The following is a 16,997-nucleotide window of genomic DNA, read 5'->3' as shown; positions in this document are numbered from 1 at the left end:
AAGCTTACTTATTAGTTGGTAAGTATTAACTTTGTCCCGTTATGACAGCTCAAGTTACATCCGCCACGCCTTCTCCCGATACTCGGACCCGCATTGTGGACCTGGCCGAAAACCTGCTGCTCGAGCGTGGATTTAACGCTTTCAGCTATCAGCACATTGCCCGCAAGCTGGGCGTGAAGCCGGCGGCCATACATTACCATTTCCCGAGCAAAGATGACCTGGGCACGGCTATCGTGGCCCGGCAGCTGCGGCGCCTGCGCAAGTGGCGCGACCTGCCCCGGGTGGCCGACCTGCCCCCGGCCGAGCAGGCTCGAAGCCCTGTTTGCGGTGTACGACAACCACGTTCGCCAGGAGTGCCGCGTGTGCCTGTTTGGTGCGCTGGCCGCCGATTTTCGGACCCTTCCTGCCCCCATGCAAGCCGAGCTGCGCACCTTTAACGGCGAGCTCACCGCGTGGCTGGCCCAGGTATTGGCGGTGGGCAAGGCCACTGGTGCCCTGCGTTTCGTGGGCAGCCCATCGGCCAAAGCCGTGCAGGTGCTCACCACGCTGGCCGGCGCGCTGCAGGTAGCCCGCGTGCACGACGAAACGCCTTATCACACCATTGTGGGCCAGCTTCGGCTTGAACTGCTGGTTTGATGCGGCTTAAAAATCCCGGCTGGCCCGGGCCGTTTAGCTCTTCTGCTCCATTTTATGACCAATACTTTCTCACCCGCACACGACCATTATATGCCCGAAGAACTAGTGGCTTCTACTCCGCCGCGCTTGCGGTATCCGTCGCCGCCGGCGGGGTTGCGCTGGCTGCGGGTGCAGCTTCGGCTGCTGTCGGCCATAGCGCCGGAAATGGCCTTTCGGCAGGCCTGGAAGTTATTTTGCACCCCGCGTCGCCTGCCGGTGAAAGCCTGGGAGGCCCCGGCCCTGGCCGATGCGCGTCGCCGCACTGTGGTGTACGAAATGGGCAACGTGGCCGTGTACGAATGGGGTCCGGCCGCCGCGCCGGCCGTAGTGCTGGTGCACGGCTGGGAACACCGGGCCAGTTTCTGGCGTGCCTGGGTGCAGCCCCTGCTCGCGGCAGGCTACCGCGTAGTAGCGCTGGATGGCCCGGCCCACGGCGCTTCCAGCGGCAAAGTAACCACCCTCGTCGGCTTCGGCGGGGCGGTACAGGCCGTAATTGATACCGTAGGCGAAGTGCGGGCCATCGTGGCCCATTCGTTTGGCGCGGCCTCGGTGGCGGGCCTGCCGGTGCGCTTGCCCGCCGCGGCGCCACTGCCGCGTCTCGTACTGCTGAGTGCCCCGGTGGGGCCCCGGGAAGTAGCCGCACGCTTTGCCGATTTCCTGTACCTATCGAATGACTTCGTGGCGCGATTTGCCGAATACGTGCAGCAAGCCACCGGCCGCCCCGCCGATTCGTTCGGCGTTGCCGCGTCCGGGCCGGGTAGCGGGGCTGAGAAAGTGCTGGTGCTGCACGACCACGACGACGAAATAATTCCGGTTTCGGAAGGCCGGGAAATTGCTGCTGCCTGGCCCGGCGCGGTGCTGCACACCACGCGCGGCCTGGGCCATAACCGCATTCTGCGCGATGCCGAAGTGGTGCAGCTGGCGGTGAATTTCATTGCGTAGTTCGTAGCGACAACAAAGAATTCGGCCGTCACGCCAGGGGCGAAAGCATCTTTTAGCCCAACACCAGAAATAGGAGTTTCCGGCTTGTGAACCCGCTGAAAAGCTGTCAGAACATTGTAGAGACGCGATACTTTGCGTCTCCTGGGTGAATGATTAACGCATCGACGATTTGCTAATGGCGCGGACGACGAGACGCAAAGTGTTGCGTCTCTACGACGTTCTGGTATCCTGATAAGTAACGCAAACAGCTTCTTAAATGCTGCCCAGCCCTTCGGCGGCCAGCTGCCGGAGCACGTCGCGCAGGCCGTCGGGCTCACGCAAAAGCAGCCCAACGTGCTGCACGTACTCAGCCTCGGCGCGTAGGTCGCGCTTGAGCTGGCGCAGCTCCGCTTCCTGCTTTTTGGCCGAAGCGCCCTGGTAGCCGGTGGGGCCATATTTCACCTCGTTCATTTCCTGCTTCAGCGCGATTTGCTGCTGGAGCAGGGCGCGGGTGTAGCGTGCCAGCACGTCGTCGGACTCGGCATCGGCGGGGCCCGATTCGGCCAGCAGGCGCAGTAGGGTGTAGAGGTCGTCGGCTTCGTAAGCCTCGGTGATGCGCTGCATCTGGGCGGTTTTGCCGGCTTGCTTTTCGGGGTCGCGCTCGAGGTCGGGGTGGTGGGTGCGGGCCAGCTGGCGGTAAATGGTCTTGGCGTTGGATTCCAGCTGCTTTTGGTCGGCCTGCGCGGCTTGCTCGGCGGCTTTCTGGGCTCGTTGGGCTTTGGTTTTGCGGCGCGCCCGAGCCTGAGCAGCGGCCTGCTCGTGCGGCGGCAGGCTGGGGTCCGGGATATACTCTTCGGAAGAGTCGGCAGCGGCTTGGGCTGCTTTCCTGGGCTCGGTAGCAGCATTTTGGCGGCGCGCAGCCGGGGCATACTTACGGATGATTTCGCTCTCATCTTCCCCAAACCGCTCTTCCAGCGCCCGCGCATTGCCCAGAATCAAGTCCGTAATCTGCTCTTCCTCCAGGCGACTGAAATAGCCCAGGAGCAGGGCTTCTTCCAGCGCGGGAAATAAGCCGCGCCGGGCCGCCACCACGGCCGTGGCCGCCGGCCCCACCTGCTGCCAGTAGCGCCGGCGCGCTTCGGCCTGCTCGGCCCGCAGGTCGCGCAGCCGCTCGCGCAGGTTCTCCACATCCAGAATGGCCTGCCGGAAAGCCTGTTGGGCAATTGAGCCAGCGGATTGCTCCTCAAGTCGAACAGGCACAGTAACGGGCGCCGGATGCACAGAATCAGCTTTTTCATCAACCGCAAAGGTAGGAACGCGCCATGGCGAGTCCGGCAACCGCGCCACAGCGAGCCTTTGCAAGGAAAACGGGGAAACATTAAACAGGAAATGCACCCAGCCCCGCGCTTACGGCCACAATTCAAAGGCGACCCGGAAGGTGTTGCAGTGCGCGTCCACAATGTCGGCCAGCCGCTCGGAGTAGCCGCCGCCCATGCTCACGGCCACCGGAATGTGGCGGGAGTGGCACAGGCCGAGCACCAATTCGTCGCGCTGCCGGCACCCGGCGGGCGTGAGGGCCAGCTTGCCCAGCTTGTCGGTAGCCAGCACGTCTACCCCAGCCTGGTAAAAAATAAAGTCCGGCCGTACCCGAGCCAGTAGTGCCGGCAGCGTTTGCCGGAGCAGCCGCAAATACTCCTCGTCTCCGGTGCCCAACTCCAGCGCCACATCCAAATCTGACTGCTCTTTGCGGAGCGGATAATTGGCCCCGGCGTGCATGGAAAAGGTGAATACCCGCGGCTCGTGCCGGAAAATAGCGGCCGTGCCATCGCCCTGGTGCACATCCAAATCCACAATCAGCACCTGCCGGGCCAGCCCGTGGGCCAGCAGGTGCGCGGCGGCAATGGCCTGGTCGTTGAGCACGCAGAATCCTTCGCCCCGGTCGGCAAAGGCGTGGTGGGTGCCGCCGGCTAGGTTCAGCCCAACCCCATCGCGCAGGGCGTGCAGGGCCGATTGCAGCGTGCCCGCGCTGCTGCTCAGCGAGCGCCGCACCGCCTGCGGGCTTTGCGGCAAACCCAGGCGGCGCACCTCGGCGGGACTCAGGTTCAGGTCGCGCACTTTGTGCCAGTACTCTGGGGTGTGCACCCGCAGCACGTCTGCTTCGGCGCAGAGGCCGGGCTCGTAGAAGTCGGCCTCGGCCGCAATGCCTTGCCAGAGCAGCCTGCTCGCGTATCAGGGCGTATTTGGCAATGGGGAAGCGGTGCCCGGCGGGCAGGTCGAGGGTGTAGTGGTCGGAGGTGGCAAGGCGTGGCATAAAGTCCCGAAAAATAGGCCCGGCGCAACCTAATGGCAGGCTGGGCCGTGATGCTGCGGTACCCTGTACTCAACTTTCTCCCGCTATGGCCAACCAACTCCGCGGCAACGACCTCCGCAAACTCGGCTACCCCGAAGGCCCCGCCATCGGCCGGGCCCTCGACGTGCTGACCCAAAAGGAATTCCGGAAAATGGACAAAGGCAGCGCCCTGGCCCTGCTCAAGCAAGTCAAGGAAGACCCGTTCAAGTACGTGCGCGACGAAAACTGGCGCCCGGTGGCCGAGCTGCTCGTGCCCCAGCCCTCGCGCAACGTGGCCCTGAACCCGGCCATCAAAGACTACCGCCGCTACGGCAACGACTTTATCGAGGACGGGGCCCGTAAGCAGATGGACGTGGCCATGCAGCTGCCCATCACCCTCGACGGCGCCCTCATGCCCGACGCCCACCAGGGCTACGGCCTGCCCATCGGGGGCGTGCTGGCCACCGACAACGCCGTGATTCCCTACGGCGTGGGCATGGACATTGGCTGCCGCATGGCGCTGTCGGTGTTTGAGCTTCCGCCGGCCTACCTCGAGCAGCGGCGCCAGGAGCTGCGCAAGCTGCTGCTGGAAAATACGAAGTTTGGCAACAAGGAAGTCTTCAAGAAAGTCGACAGCGACAACGCCATTTTCGACCGGCCCGAGTTTCGGGAGATAGGCGTGGCGCGCCAGAAGCTTGATTCGGCGGTGAAGCAGGCGGGCTCGTCGGGCTCCGGCAACCACTTCGTGGAGTTCGGCGTGGTCGACCTCACCGACCCCCATAACGACCTGCACTTGCCCGTGGGCCAGTACCTGGGCGTGCTCTCGCACAGTGGCTCACGCGGGCTGGGCGCGGCCATCGCGCAGCACTACACCAAAGTAGCCATGGACAAATGCCCGCTGCCGCCTGAAGCCCGCCACCTGGCCTGGCTTTCGCTCGACTCGCAGGAGGGGCAGGAATATTGGGCTGCCATGAACCTGGCCGGCGACTACGCCTCGGCCTGCCACCACGACATCCACAAGCGCATGAGCAAAGCCTTGGGCGAAAAGCCGCTGGCGCAAATTGAGAACCACCACAACTTCGCCTGGAAAGAAACCCTCGACGACGGCCGCACCGCCATTGTGCACCGCAAGGGCGCCACGCCGGCGGGCCAGGGCGTGCTGGGCATCATTCCCGGCTCCATGACGGCGCCCGGCTTCATCGTGCGCGGCCGCGGCGAACGGGACTCGCTCGACTCGGCCTCGCACGGCGCGGGCCGCCGCCTCTCCCGCACCCAGGCCAAGGCCAAAATCACCGAAGGCGAACTGCGCCGCGAGCTCCGCGACCACGGCGTGGAGCTGATGGGCGGCGGCCTCGACGAAGCTCCGGCCGCCTACAAAGACATCCGCCAGGTCATGGCGCATCAGCAGGACCTTGTAGATGTGCTCGGCTCCTTCACCCCCAAAATCGTGCGAATGGATGGCAAGTAGCCCAAGTCGACAACCCCATAAAGACAATTGAGCTGATATGGACAGAATTTAAAGCCGCATCACCAGCTTCGGCAATCCAACCGCTTGGCCACTAACGTAGATGCTGCGTGTCCTGATTCAGGACAGTTGTTTTCATAGCTCTGAAAGCCTCTCGCCACTGGCGAGGGGTTTTTTATTGCCCAACAGCCTGAGTGGGTTGAGCCAAAAAAGCCCCAGCCGGGTAGGCTGGGGCTTTTTTAGAAAGTAATTCGTTCGTGGTTATTCGACGGTGAGTCGTTTGGCGACGAGCCCGGAAGCGGTGCGGGCCAGCACGGCGTAGACGCCGGGAGCCAGGCCCGTGAGTGGCGCTCGAGCGTCTCGGCGGCGCCGGCCGCCAGCGTGCGGCGCAGCACCACGCGGCCCACGTTGTCGACCACCGTCACGTCGGTGGGCTGGTTGGCGCGCAGGCTGGCGGGCACGAGCAGCGTGGCCGCGCCGCGGGCCGGGTTGGGGTAGACGCTCGCGAGGCGCGCCAAGGCGGCCGGGGCCTGGGCCAGCACGCCGCGGGCCTGGGTGGAGAAGACCAGCGCGTAGCGGCCCCCGGCCGTGGCATTCGCGGCCAGGCTCAAGGAGACCGATTGGCCGGCGGCCAGCTCGGTGTAGGTGCCATTCAGCGCGTCGCGCAGGTAGAGGCGGTAGCCGGCGGGCAGGTTCGCCAGCCTGCTCGGCTTCGAGCGCGTACGTGCCGGCCGCCTGGGCGGCCAGGCGCAGGGGGCTCGACGTCGGCGCCGCTCAGGGCGGGCCGGCCGTCGATGGCCAGGGGCTGGGTGGCGGCCTCGGTGGCCAGCGTCAGCCCGTTCTGGGCCGGCAGGGCGTGGGCGTCAAAGGCCGCGTCCACGCCGGCCGTGGCGCCTTGCTCGAAGTAGACCGCGGCCTGGGTGCGGGCCGCGGCACCGGCCAGGGCCAGCGTGAGCGTGGGGCGCGTGTCGGCCGTGCCGCGCTGGAAGGGCGTGGCGTCGGGGCTCGTCAGGCGGGCGGCGTTGGTGAAGCTCAGGCGGCCGGTCTGCCCGGGGCGGTGCGCACCAGAAAGCCCTGGGCCAGGGGCAGGATGCTCGAGCCCCCGTTGGTGCTTACCCCGTTGACGTAGGCCGCGTACGCGCCCGAGTACTGGCCCGTGCTCTTGAACACGTACACGGCGTCTTCCACGCCGGCCTTGCCCACCTTGGTCCAGTCCAGCGGGGCGGGGTAGGGGTTGCCGCGCAGGTGCCAGCCGCCCTCGGGCTGGCCCGAGCGGGCCAAATCGCCCGTGCTCACGGCGCCGTTGGTGAGCGGGCCGACGAAGTCCACCGTGGCCTGGGCCGCGAGGTTGACGGCGTAGCCGCGGGTCACTTCCAGCGGGTCGCCGGTGGAGGCCGGGGAGAAGAAGCCCTTGTCGAACTCGGGGAAGGGCGTCGGCAGCGGGGCCGGGGTGCCCGGGGCCACGCGGGCCTGCTCGTAGGCGTACACGTTGGGGAAGGGCCGCACCGTGTTGCCGATGGTGTTGTAGGCCGGGTTGACCACCGGCGCAAAGCCGGCCGTGGCCAGGTCGGCCACCGTCGAGCCGCTCACGGGCGAAGAGTAGTGGCGGTAGCCCAGCCCCGCGTTCTTGCTCCCCTCAATGTAGCGCTGAACCGCGGCTGTGCCCACTACTGCGCCGCCCCGGTTGTCAACCAATGCCGTGCCGGCTGCGGAAGAAAGCAGGGTCAGGCTTTGGCCGTTAGTGGCTAAGTTGCCCAGCTCCAGGCGCAGCACTTGTGTTACGCTCACGGCTTGGCTCAAGCTCACACCTGTGATATTGCCCACAACCAAGTTGAGCACACGACTGGGCAGGCCGGGGCCCGTTACCTGGGCAATGATGCCATTGTAGCCATAGCTGGCGTCGGGGCTGAAAGTGCGGGTGCCCGTCACTTGTACCGCGCCCACGGGACCAGTGGCCGCGATGCCGGCCGGGTCACAGATGACCAGATTGGCCCCGGCCTGCAGCACAAAGCTGCCAGGACCATTGATGGGCTGGCAGGCCTGCACCAAGCTGCCGCCAGTCTGCACGGTAAAGGTTCCGTTCACCGTCAACGCGCCATTCAGAGTAGCCACGCCGGTAGAAGTAATGGTTACGTTGTTGTAGCTGCCCGAAACGTTCCGGGTGTCGCTCACGACGAGGTCCGTTAAAGCCGGAGCCGTGCCTTGGCCACTCAGATTGATAACGTAGGGGTTGTTGGCCTGGCTGTTGTTCGGAATGCTCAGCGTGCCCGAATTGGCACCGGTCGAGGTAGGCGCAAACGTGAGGCTGAACGTAGCCGTGCCGTTGGGTGCCACAGTTGTGGGTGCGGTTCCGCTCAGGGCAAAAGGCCCGGTCAGGGCGAAGGTGCCGAGGGTTAGGTTGTCGGTTGAGCTGCCGTTTGTGATGGTAAACGTCACCGGTGCCGAGGTGCTGCCCTGCGTGGTGCTGGCAAAGCCGCTAAAGCTGCCGCCATTGCTGATGGTAGTGCTGCCCTGGCTTACAGCAATCAGCGGGTTGGGGGCCGCCACTACGCCATTGCCGGTCAGGTTCACGGTGTATGCGGCCGCATTGGTTGCATTCGAATTAATCACCAGCGTACCGGCCCGGGTGCCGGCAGCCGTGGGCGTAAAGGTTACGCTCACAGTAGCAGAGCTACCGGCGGCCACCGTGGTGGGCGCGGTGCCGCTCACGGCAAAGTTGCCCGTGGTGGTGATGCTGCTGATGGAAAGCGCATCGGGGCTGCTGTTGGTAAGCGTGAAAGCTACGGCTGTGCTGGTCGTGCCCACCAGCTGGTTACCAAAGTTGTACGCCGTGCCATTGTTGGGGAAGCTGGTTGTGCCCTGCGTCACGGCCAGCGTGGGAGCAGGGGCTGGCACGGCGTTTACGGTGAACGTAGCGGGGGCCGAGGTTCCGCCGCCAGGAGCGGGGTTGGTGACGGTCACATTATAAGTCCCAGGTGTGGCCTGGTCGGCAATGGTAAGGCCAATGGTAAGCTGCGTAGCCGACACAAAAGTCGTAGTGCGCGCAGTGCTGTTGAAGGTTACCACCGACGAGGCCAGGAAGTTGCTGCCTGTCACCGTCAGTGTTTGAGCAGCGGCTCCGGCAGTTACCGATGCCGGCGAAAGGCTGGTAATGGCAGGCACCGGGTTGTTTATCACCGCTGGATTCACCATAAATGTGGCCGGCGCAGATGTGCCGCCCCCGGGGGCAGGATTCGTTACGGTCACGTTGTAGGAGCCAGCCGTGGCGATATCAGTGGCCGGGATAGCAGCAGTTACCTGCGTGGCCGAGACAAAAGTGGTGGTGCGGGTCGAGCCATTAAAGCTCACCGTCGAACCGCTCACGAAGCCCGTGCCGTTTACCGTCAGGGTAAATCCAGCGTCGCCGGCCGTGGCCGAATTGGGCGACAGGCTGGTAATGGTCGGTGTGGGATTAGGTGCGGCTGTGGTGGTAAAGCTGGTAGTCGCTGCCGAGGAGGTAGCGGCCCCGGCGCAGTTGCTCATAATGCTCACGGTGTAAGCCGTGCCGGGCGTGAGGCCCGAGAAGTTGACCGAAGTGGCGCCAGCTGCCAAGGTCTGGGTCGTCGTAGCGGGGCTGGTGGTCACCGTGTAGCCTGTGGCCGAGCTGCTGCCCGTGAAACTTACCGTGGCCGAGTTGCTCGTTACGCTGCTGGCCGAGAGTGCCGTTGGCGCGTCGCACGCGGGTGCACCCAGGGTGGTGAAGGTGGTACTGACTGCGCCAGAGGTAAGCGCTCCATTGAAGCAATTGCTCACAATGCTCACCATATAATTAGTGCCGGGCGTCAGGCCCGTTAACGCCACCGGCGAAGACGTTACCGTCTGCGTAGAGGCGGTGCCACCGGCGGGCGTTACGCTCACAGTGTAGTTGGTGGCCGAGGCGCTAGCTGTAAAGCTCACCGAGGCGGAAGTACTGGTAATGCTGCCAGCGGCAGGGCTGGTCGGGGCATTGCATACAGGCGGCGTGATGGGAACCGCTAAGTCGAAGACATTAAACCCCGACGAAGAACCCGCTGGTATAAGGGTCCTTTTGTTGGAGACTACTCCTGACTCTAGGTTTACATCGAACAGGTTAGTGGCTGAAAGACCCGTGGGATTAGGAAAGGTGGTTGTGCTGCGGGGAAACTCCACCTGTATCAATAAACCTGTGGTAGAGTTGTTGGCGATGTCCAATCCGTACCCTAAAGAACTGCTAAGGTTATCGATGCCGTCTAACAAAAGCTGAGGCTGCGTTCTGGTGAGCGTCCCGGCATTGGGTGGCGATTGAATAGTCAGAATGCTGCCATTCAGCTTGTCGATGTCATAAAGGGTGGTGCTGGTGGCGCCAACGGTGGAGTTGGTGTACGCGGCTGTGGTTACGCCCGGGGTGAGGGTACCCGTTGAATACGTAAGGTCGCCACCTTTCAGAACCACCGACCCAGTATTGGGGTCCAGGCTGTAATTAGCTCGGTTGCTGCTAACCACTCGAATGAGGTCAGCAACCGGATTAAAATCGAAACCAATGTTTTGCCCCAATGGGCCAATCGGGCCTAACAACAGGTCGATGGCCGTACCCACGGGCGTTACCGCCCCGCTGGAAATATTCACCGTGTACAGCTGGGCGTTGGCCGTCGTTTTAGAAGGGTCGTAGCCCAATCCATACACCAAGCCGTTCGAAGGGCGCGAATCAATCCCCACCAGCTTCTGCCCTGGGGTTACTCCCACTATCTTGACAGGGAAAGCGGCCGGATTTGCTCCGCCCCCGTTGTTCTGCGTAAAGAAGAAGACCAGGCCCTGGTCACCAACGGACGCCCCTGCCGGGAAGAACAAATTGCCCGGCGCAACAGGCTGAGTGGCCGTGCCCAAACCAATAATACTGGCTGCTTCGGCGGGGGCCTGAGCATGGGAAGTTAACGCATTGCCCAACAGGAGCACTGCGCCCAGTGCAGTGCTTATTGCCCGACGGAGCCGCCGCCCAACCGGCAGCAGCGAAAGTAAGTGTGTGTACATAGAAGGAATGGAAGGGTTAAATAAAAGTGTCTATTAGAGCCTAAGGCTACTTATCCGTACGCCTTTGGCGTGAGAGTACGAGAGTTGGTTATCAATGGATGAGATTTGGCTGGACAAACGTGGGTAATGCTCCACTTTATTCTAACTGGGAGCGGGAATCAAGCATTAATCTATAAGTTAAAACTTATTTAATCAACCACCCGGACCACGTCGCCTACCCGAATAATCCCGCCCTGGGCGATATGCGCCGTGAGGCCGCCATAACCCCGCATGGCATTGTAGCCGCCGGGGCCCAACTCTTCTTCCATGCGCGAGCAGGGGTGGCACTCGCCGGTGATGTCGAGGATAACTTCTTCGCCGATTTGGATGCGGCGGTTTTTCAGGGCCAGCAGGTTGAGCCCACCGATGGCCAGGTTGCGGCGCAGGCGGCCGGGCTCAATCGGCGCTTCAAGTCCCAGGAATTGGGCCACCGATACTAGAGATTCGTGCTGAATGAGGGTGATCTGCCGCTTACCGCCGGGCTTGGGCCGGGCGTGGTCGCCGAGCATGTGGGAATCGGTTTTTAGCTCCGCTTCCTGCACCGATACCAACGGTTCGCGGCGCACGGGCCGCTGGCCTATCCATTCGAGGCGGCCGGTTTGGGGCAGGGTGCCCAGCAGGCGGGCAATGGTGGATTTGTCGTCGCCGAAGAAAGGGAATGCCATGGGAGCGGGTACGGGAGTGATTTTGAGGGGTTACAGTGCGTTGGGAGTGCAGGTGCGGGCTATGGTACAAACTGATTTGAGCCTACCTAGCTAATACATAACGCAACCGATGCCGAGTCAAAGTGACTCTTCGTAGATGAACTGCCAGCATTAGGAAATCGTTATTTAACCAGCCAGCCATACGCCGCCAAAGGTTTCGATTCTGAGTGGCTTCACAATGAAAACAACCCCTTGCCGTTGCTTGTCAAAGTGGCAGCAGGAGCGGAGCCAACGTGCTGGCTGTGCGCATTGATAAGCCGGCGTGGGGCTCACAAAACGCCAACTTAGGCTTTGGCCAAATAGCTGGCACTGCGCTTGCCATAGTCTGCTTAATAGTCATTCATCTTCGCTTGTTCGCCATGACTTTCTCCCCTTTTCTATCCGCCGTTTAGTGGCTCCGCTGCTGCTGGCGCTGCCCTTAGTTTTTGCCAGCCCTGCCCAAGCCCAGACTTCTCCGGCTCCGACCGACGTGATTCGGGAAATCACCGATGCAGTGGGCCTCAAGGCGCGCTTTGAGCTGCGGGCCACCCGCGAAATCGACAATGCCGCCGCCGTGGTGTACAACGGCAAGCGCTTCCTGCTCTACAACCCCGATTTTCTCAACGCCGTGAACCGCGCCGGCCACACCGACTGGGCCGGCATTAGCATCCTGGCGCACGAAATGGGCCACCACCTCAACGGCCACACGCTGCGCGGGGCGGCTCGCAACCGGCCGACGAGCTGGAGGCCGACGAATTCTCCGGCTTTGTGCTGCGCAAGCTTGGCGCCAGCCTGGCCCAGGCCCAGGCGGCCATGGCTGCCGTGCCCGACGAGCAGGGCTCCTCGACCCATCCCGGCCGCAGCCCCCGGCTGGCGGCCATCGGCGAGGGTTGGCAGCGGGCCAATGGGCAAATTGTGGCCAGCAACCGGGGCGCCGCCCCTTCTGCCGCGCCGGCTGTGGTGGCGGCCCGCCCCCAGCAGCCCGCTTCCAGCCAGCTCATGCGCCGCCTGCCCACCCCGCAGCCCAGTGAGGATGCCGACGACGCCCTCGCCAGCACCGAATCCACTACCGGGGCCGTGCGCCTCGTGGGCCAGCTCACCTTCCGCAACGACCCCAGCCAGCGCTACTACCTCACCAGCGGCCTGAAAGTGGTGCGCGTAGACGACGAGGACAACGCCGAAGTAGTGGGCCGCATCACGCGCACCACCAGCGGCACCTTTCCCTACGTGCTGACGGACAGCAAGCAGCGCCGCCTCTTCATCACGGCGAGCGGCGATGTGTACGACCGGGAAGGCCAGCGCGTAGCCAAGCTCCACGACCCCTCGTAACGCCCCTCGGCGGCAAATGAACAAGCGTTTTGCATGAAGCCGACTGGTCCGGCGACCGGTCGGCTTTTTTGTGTTTGCCGGGTCCGTTGTTCCTTCGTGGCCTTACTCACGCCCTTGCCTCTGTGCTTTATGCCTCAGCTGCCGTTTTTGCTCGTCGATGCCTTCACTACCCAACCACTCAGCGGCAACCCCTGCGCGGTGGTGCTCGACGCCGACGCCCTGACGCCGGCTAAGCGGCAGCAGGCGGCGCGCGAGTTCAACCAATCGGAAACCGCATTTGTCAATCAGGCCTCACCGGGGAGCTTGGAATTTACCGTGCGGTTTTTCACGCCGGCCGAGGAAATCCCCTGGCTGGCCACCCCACCATTGCGACCGTCGCGGCCTTGCTGCACGCCGGCCGGGTCGCGCTGCCCGCTGGTGGCTCAACTTTGACATTGACGCTCAACTTACTGCATGGCCCCATCCGGGTTGATGTGCTGCCTGCCGCGGCGGGCCAGCCGCCCCTGATTTGGATGACCCAGCGCCGGCCCGTTTTCGGAGCAGTGCACGCGCCCGAAGTGGTGCTGCCGCTGTTTGGCCTCACACCCGACGACCTCTTGCCCGGCGCGCCCATCCAGACGGTGAGCACTGGCACGCCCCACCATGGTGCTGCTGCGCGACCACGCCGCCCTGCGCCGGGCCCATGTGGCCGATGCCGCGGGCCTGGGCCGCTACCGCGCCGAAAGCGACTTTTTTAGCCCGCACCTGTTTTGTCTGGGCGGGGCCACGCCGGCGGGCCACACCTTCGCCCGCCATTTTGGTACTCCGCCCGACGTATCGGAAGACCCCGTCACCGGCTCAGCCACGGGCGGTATGGCAGCGTACCTGTGGCACTACGGCTACCTGAAGTCGCCCGATTTTCTGGCCGAGCAGGGCCACGACATGGGCCGTGCCGGCACGGTGCAAGTGCGCGTGAGCGGCCCGCCCGAGGCCATTGACGCGGTGCAGATTGGCGGGATGGGCGTGGTGGTGCTGGAGGGCGGCTTGCGCGCAGATTTGTAGGCCAATCAACATGCAGGAACGCGCCACGGCGCGTTCGGTGGCAGAACAAATCCATCAGAGTAACCGGCCCTGAAACGTTCAACGATTGAACGCGCCATGGCGCGTTCCTACATTGGTATGTCTGGCTTATGCAACCGGACCGGGAGTTGAGCTGTTGGCTGATTCATCACCTACGCTTTACCACTCGTTTTCCCAGTGCCCGAATTACCCGAAGTTGAAACCTACCGCCGTTTTATCGACGCGCTGGCCGTGGGCCAGACCATTGCCGCTGTGCAGGTAAACGATGCCCACGTGCTGGCCACGCCCGAAGACCAGCTCCGGGCCGGCCTGGTGGGCCGCACCATCAGCGGGACCAGCCGCCTGGGCAAAAACTGCTTCCTGGAGCTTGATAACGGCCAAGTGCTGGTGCTCCACTTCGGCATGACCGGCGACGTGGGTGCGTACCGCGACGAGCCCGACGCCCCGCGCTTCACCCGCGTGGCCCTGCACCTCGAAGATTCGGGCCTGCGCCTGGCCTTTATCGACCCGCGCAAATTTGGGCGCATTCGCCTGGCCGATAGTGCCGCCGCGCACCAGAAAGCCAAGAAAATTGGCCCCGATGCGCTCGACATCAGCGCGGTTGAGCTGCACCAGAAGCTGGCCCGCCGCAAAACCCTGCTCAAGCCCCTGCTGCTCGACCAGAGCATAACGGCCGGCCTCGGCAACTGGATAGTGGACGAAGTGCTGTTTCAAGCCAAAATCCACCCCGAGCGCCTGGGCGCCACGCTCACCGAAAAAGAAGGCCAGGCCCTGCACGCCGCCGTGCAGGCTGGTGCTCAACACCGCCATCAATCAGGAGGCCAACTATCGCTATTTTCCGGCTTCCTTCCTCATTCATGCCCGCGAGTGGGACACTTCCGCGACGCCCGGCAGCGACGATGCGCACACCTTTTGCCCGCGCCATCCCAAGGTGAAAATCGACAAATACTACGTGGGCGGCCGGGCCACTTACACCTGCCCAAAGTGCCAGCCCACGCCTGCTGCCAAAAGTTGAGCTAATCCAATCACCTGTCATGCTGAGGCACGAAGCATCTTATCAGGTCAGAGCCAATCGTTGAGCCATGGTGGGATGCTTCGCAAGCGGACTCCAGATGAGCATGACGTTCAATAAAGCACGGTTATTTAGGCACGACTACTTAGCAAAAAGCAGTCGTGGGCTCGGTGAAGCCAAGCAAGCAGGGCGTTTTGAAATGTCCTGAAAAGGGCGTGGCATATTCCTGGTTAATAATTGCTTGCATTCTGTAGGGTTTATTAGTTAAGGTCTGATAATAGATAAATTTATATGCGGTTGATTAGCTAGGTTGACTACCTTGGGAGAGTTGTTTTCTCAACCAAGCTCAGCCCCATGGAACGCCTGATTACCAAACCACTAGTTACCCCGGCTTTGCTGGGGCTTTTTCGGAGCCGGGTGGTAGCGGCCTCGGTCTCCTGGCTGCTGTTGCTGGCTTTTGGGCCGCTGGCCACGGGATGCAACTACTACCGCACCACCGATAAGCCGGTGACCCAGGAAAACGTCAACCTGCTGGCCGACAGCAAGACTTTTGTGGTGCACCAAGGCGAGGCGGCGTGGGTGCTGCGCAATCCGCACCTGAACGGGCAGGTGCTGGAAGGCACCAGGGAGCCCGTGAGCCCGGCCCTGGCCAAGTTTCAAACGGTGCCGCCGAAGGGAGAATCCGCGCGCTACCGAAGCAAGGAAAAGCAAGTAGTGCTCAACATCGTGCACGTCTTCGTGACCGAGGTGCAGCCCGGCGCCGCCGACCAGGTGAGCATTCCCTTTGCGGCCATCAGCCGGATTGATTTGGTGGAGAAAAACACCGGCAAAACCACGGCTTCTTACGTCTTGGGCACGCTGGCTACTACGATGGGCGCCTTTGTCATCCTCATCGTGATTGTGGCCCTTACCAAAAGCTCCTGCCCGTTTGTGTATGCCTACGACGGCCACGAATACGCCTTTGTGGGCGAGGCCTACGGGGGCGCCATTTTCGCGCCCGCCGAGCGCAACGACTACCTGCCGCTGCCCGCCATCCGGCCCGAAAACAACCGGTACCAGCTAAAAATCAGCAACGAGCTGAAGGAGCGCCAGTACACCAACCTCGCCGAGCTGTGGGTGGTGCAGCACCCCGCCGGCACCCAGGTGCTGCTGGACCAGCGCGGCCAGCCCCACACCCTGAGCCGCCCCTTGCCGCCCACGCAGGCCCGGTCGCTGGGCGGCCAGGATTGCACGGCTCAACTGCAAGCCACCGACCACAGCGCGGTGCTGTTCAACGAAGAAGTGCCCGGCACCGCTCCCAACGAAGTGGTGATGTCCTTTGCCAAGCCTGCGGGTGCCCGCGGCGGCAAGCTGGTGCTGCACGCCCAGAATTCGTTGTGGCTGGATTACCTCTACGGCGCGTTTATCGAAAAATTCGGGGCTTACTACAACACCTGGGCCGACCAGCAGCGCACCCAGCCGGCCGCCATCAACCGCCAGTGGGGGCTCGACCAAAGCATTCCCTTGAAGGTGTACGTGGAGGCAGGGGAGGGCTGGCAGCTGGCGGAAACCATTCCCACCATCGGCCCGCTCGCCTCGCGCGACCTGGTGGTACCGCTCGATTTCGCGGGCAATGCCAGTCGCCAGGTGCGGGTGAAGCTGGCCTGCGGGTTTATGTTCTGGGAAGTGGATTATGCCGCCCTCGATTGCAGCCCCAACGCGGCCGTGCAGCTCGAAAACTGCCGCCTGAAAAGCGCCATCACCGAACGAGGGGCCGACGCCCGGGCCCAGTTGCTGGCCGACGATGCCCGGTACCTGGCTCAACCCCGACCCGGCGCGGTGGTGACGCTCACTTACGAAAGCCAGCTGCCAGCCACCGATGCCCAGACCAGGCGCACCGCGTTTTGCGCACCAAGGGCTACTATGAGCACATCCGCGACTTCAAGGGGCTGCCCAACCTACCCGACCTGTACTCTTTCCAGAAGCCCGGCCGCTTCGTGGAATTTTCGAAGGAACGATACCGGCAAGTCACCCAGGATATCATGCCCGCCACCGCCAGCCGCTAGCGCCCTATGCAACCCACGCTCATCACCGACCTTACGTACGTGGCGGCGCCCGCCGCCCAAATAGAGCTGCCCAGCCTGCCGTCCACCGTGGTGGCCTCGCGGCTGAAGCGCGCGCTCATCATGGGCCTGTTTTCGCTGGTAGAAGCCCGCTTGCTGTGGCGCTTCCTGCGCACTCCGGCCCGGATGCAGCTCGCGGCCCAGCGCATCAGGGAGCTGAAAAAGTGTATTACGGCAACCTGGCCGTGCGAAAAGTAGCCTGCGTGGCCGGCCGCTACTACCGCGAATACCAGACGCCCGGCTGGCCCAGCACCGCCTACGACACCTACGTGGCCACCACCGTAAACCGGCTGGTACCGTTCCGCGGCGACACCGATACGCTGAACCTGGTGTTTCTGGCCATCACCAAAAAGTGCCC

At 63.3% G+C, this 16,997-nt stretch carries 18 protein-coding genes; 11 read left to right on the top strand and 7 right to left on the bottom strand.

Annotated features, from left to right (window positions below; all coding sequences use genetic code 11):
* The first annotated feature begins 41 nt into the window (after nt 1-41).
* From ACFQT0_RS22785 to ACFQT0_RS22775, 3 genes are all read left to right on the top strand, one after another.
* On the top strand, nt 42-437 hold the full coding sequence (locus ACFQT0_RS22785; RefSeq protein WP_380205347.1) for a TetR/AcrR family transcriptional regulator: 396 nt from the start codon (nt 42-44) through the stop codon (nt 435-437).
* Nucleotides 328-636: a TetR family transcriptional regulator C-terminal domain-containing protein gene (locus ACFQT0_RS22780; protein WP_380205346.1), complete on the top strand. Its 309-nt coding sequence runs from the start codon at nt 328-330 to the stop codon at nt 634-636. Before ACFQT0_RS22785 ends, ACFQT0_RS22780 begins: the two co-directional genes overlap by 110 nt.
* A 90-nt stretch (nt 637-726) precedes the next feature.
* Nucleotides 727-1,617 carry an alpha/beta fold hydrolase gene (locus tag ACFQT0_RS22775; RefSeq protein ID WP_380205345.1) on the top strand — a complete coding sequence of 297 codons (891 nt, stop codon included), beginning with the start codon at nt 727-729 and terminating at the stop codon, nt 1,615-1,617.
* Between the two features lie 252 nt (nt 1,618-1,869).
* Here the strand turns inward: ACFQT0_RS22775 and ACFQT0_RS22770 are convergent, their stop codons facing one another.
* The gene (locus ACFQT0_RS22770) at nt 1,870-2,856 is read right to left on the bottom strand and encodes a J domain-containing protein (RefSeq protein ID WP_380205344.1); all 987 of its coding nucleotides are present in this window, start codon (nt 2,854-2,856) and stop codon (nt 1,870-1,872) included.
* A gap of 147 nt (nt 2,857-3,003) precedes the next feature.
* On the bottom strand, nt 3,004-3,747 hold the full coding sequence (locus tag ACFQT0_RS22765; RefSeq protein ID WP_380205343.1) for a histone deacetylase family protein: 744 nt from the start codon (nt 3,745-3,747) through the stop codon (nt 3,004-3,006).
* A 245-nt stretch (nt 3,748-3,992) separates the two neighbouring features.
* Here ACFQT0_RS22765 and ACFQT0_RS22760 point away from each other — a divergent pair, with 245 nt between their 5' ends.
* Nucleotides 3,993-5,393, top strand: a complete 1,401-nt coding sequence (locus tag ACFQT0_RS22760) for an RtcB family protein (RefSeq protein ID WP_380205342.1) — start codon at nt 3,993-3,995, stop codon at nt 5,391-5,393.
* 236 nt (nt 5,394-5,629) lie between these two features.
* On the opposite strand, the gene ACFQT0_RS22755 is transcribed toward ACFQT0_RS22760, so the two are convergent.
* The 5 genes from ACFQT0_RS22755 to ACFQT0_RS22735 all read right to left on the bottom strand — a co-directional run bounded on the left by ACFQT0_RS22755 (nt 5,630) and on the right by ACFQT0_RS22735 (nt 11,843).
* A complete protein-coding gene (locus tag ACFQT0_RS22755) occupies nt 5,630-6,001 on the bottom strand; it encodes a hypothetical protein (protein ID WP_380205341.1) in 372 nt (123 codons plus the stop codon).
* Between the two features lie 41 nt (nt 6,002-6,042).
* Nucleotides 6,043-6,270 carry a hypothetical protein gene (locus ACFQT0_RS22750; RefSeq protein ID WP_380205340.1) on the bottom strand — a complete coding sequence of 76 codons (228 nt, stop codon included), beginning with the start codon at nt 6,268-6,270 and terminating at the stop codon, nt 6,043-6,045.
* Between the two features lie 152 nt (nt 6,271-6,422).
* Entirely contained in the window at nt 6,423-10,415 is a 3,993-nt protein-coding gene (locus ACFQT0_RS22745; RefSeq protein WP_380205339.1) for a DUF4394 domain-containing protein, read from the bottom strand.
* Between the two features lie 188 nt (nt 10,416-10,603).
* Nucleotides 10,604-11,119, bottom strand: a complete 516-nt coding sequence (locus ACFQT0_RS22740; protein ID WP_380205338.1) for an MOSC domain-containing protein — start codon at nt 11,117-11,119, stop codon at nt 10,604-10,606.
* Nucleotides 11,120-11,576: 457 nt separating this feature from the next.
* Nucleotides 11,577-11,843 carry a hypothetical protein gene (locus ACFQT0_RS22735; RefSeq protein ID WP_380205337.1) on the bottom strand — a complete coding sequence of 89 codons (267 nt, stop codon included), beginning with the start codon at nt 11,841-11,843 and terminating at the stop codon, nt 11,577-11,579.
* 62 nt (nt 11,844-11,905) lie between these two features.
* Between ACFQT0_RS22735 and ACFQT0_RS22730 the strand changes: the two genes are divergently transcribed.
* The 7 genes from ACFQT0_RS22730 (at nt 11,906) to ACFQT0_RS22700 (ending at nt 16,837) form a co-directional block, all read left to right on the top strand.
* Entirely contained in the window at nt 11,906-12,466 is a 561-nt protein-coding gene (locus ACFQT0_RS22730; RefSeq protein ID WP_380205336.1) for a hypothetical protein, read from the top strand.
* A gap of 129 nt (nt 12,467-12,595) precedes the next feature.
* Nucleotides 12,596-12,898 carry a PhzF family phenazine biosynthesis protein gene (locus ACFQT0_RS22725; protein WP_380205335.1) on the top strand — a complete coding sequence of 101 codons (303 nt, stop codon included), beginning with the start codon at nt 12,596-12,598 and terminating at the stop codon, nt 12,896-12,898.
* Nucleotides 12,850-13,203: a hypothetical protein gene (locus tag ACFQT0_RS22720; RefSeq protein ID WP_380205334.1), complete on the top strand. Its 354-nt coding sequence runs from the start codon at nt 12,850-12,852 to the stop codon at nt 13,201-13,203. The genes ACFQT0_RS22725 and ACFQT0_RS22720 overlap by 49 nt, the downstream gene beginning before the upstream one ends.
* On the top strand, nt 13,109-13,507 hold the full coding sequence (locus tag ACFQT0_RS22715; protein ID WP_380205333.1) for a PhzF family phenazine biosynthesis protein: 399 nt from the start codon (nt 13,109-13,111) through the stop codon (nt 13,505-13,507). The genes ACFQT0_RS22720 and ACFQT0_RS22715 overlap by 95 nt, the downstream gene beginning before the upstream one ends.
* A gap of 195 nt (nt 13,508-13,702) precedes the next feature.
* The gene (locus ACFQT0_RS22710; protein WP_380205332.1) at nt 13,703-14,545 is read left to right on the top strand and encodes an Fpg/Nei family DNA glycosylase; all 843 of its coding nucleotides are present in this window, start codon (nt 13,703-13,705) and stop codon (nt 14,543-14,545) included.
* 346 nt (nt 14,546-14,891) lie between these two features.
* Nucleotides 14,892-16,646: a hypothetical protein gene (locus tag ACFQT0_RS22705; protein WP_380205331.1), complete on the top strand. Its 1,755-nt coding sequence runs from the start codon at nt 14,892-14,894 to the stop codon at nt 16,644-16,646.
* Nucleotides 16,622-16,837, top strand: a complete 216-nt coding sequence (locus tag ACFQT0_RS22700) for a hypothetical protein (protein ID WP_380205330.1) — start codon at nt 16,622-16,624, stop codon at nt 16,835-16,837. The genes ACFQT0_RS22705 and ACFQT0_RS22700 overlap by 25 nt, the downstream gene beginning before the upstream one ends.
* The last annotated feature ends 160 nt before the right edge of the window (nt 16,838-16,997 follow it).

This window comes from Hymenobacter humi (assembly GCF_042665855.1).
Taxonomy (GTDB): domain Bacteria; phylum Bacteroidota; class Bacteroidia; order Cytophagales; family Hymenobacteraceae; genus Hymenobacter; species Hymenobacter humi.
The sequence above is the reverse complement of the archived record's forward strand: the minus strand, read 5'-3'. Positions and strand labels throughout refer to the sequence as shown.

What these genes read in the sequence shown, in the direction of transcription:
- ACFQT0_RS22785 (WP_380205347.1), top strand. Translation starts at nt 42, where the DNA reads ATGACAGCTCAAGTTACATCCGCCACGCCTTCTCCCGATACTCGGACC.
- ACFQT0_RS22740 (WP_380205338.1), bottom strand. Translation starts at nt 11,119, where the DNA reads ATGGCATTCCCTTTCTTCGGCGACGACAAATCCACCATTGCCCGCCTG.
- ACFQT0_RS22715 (WP_380205333.1), top strand. Translation starts at nt 13,109, where the DNA reads ATGGTGCTGCTGCGCGACCACGCCGCCCTGCGCCGGGCCCATGTGGCC.
- ACFQT0_RS22760 (WP_380205342.1), top strand. Translation starts at nt 3,993, where the DNA reads ATGGCCAACCAACTCCGCGGCAACGACCTCCGCAAACTCGGCTACCCC.
- ACFQT0_RS22705 (WP_380205331.1), top strand. Translation starts at nt 14,892, where the DNA reads ATGGAACGCCTGATTACCAAACCACTAGTTACCCCGGCTTTGCTGGGG.
- ACFQT0_RS22775 (WP_380205345.1), top strand. Translation starts at nt 727, where the DNA reads ATGCCCGAAGAACTAGTGGCTTCTACTCCGCCGCGCTTGCGGTATCCG.
- ACFQT0_RS22725 (WP_380205335.1), top strand. Translation starts at nt 12,596, where the DNA reads ATGCCTCAGCTGCCGTTTTTGCTCGTCGATGCCTTCACTACCCAACCA.
- ACFQT0_RS22745 (WP_380205339.1), bottom strand. Translation starts at nt 10,415, where the DNA reads ATGTACACACACTTACTTTCGCTGCTGCCGGTTGGGCGGCGGCTCCGT.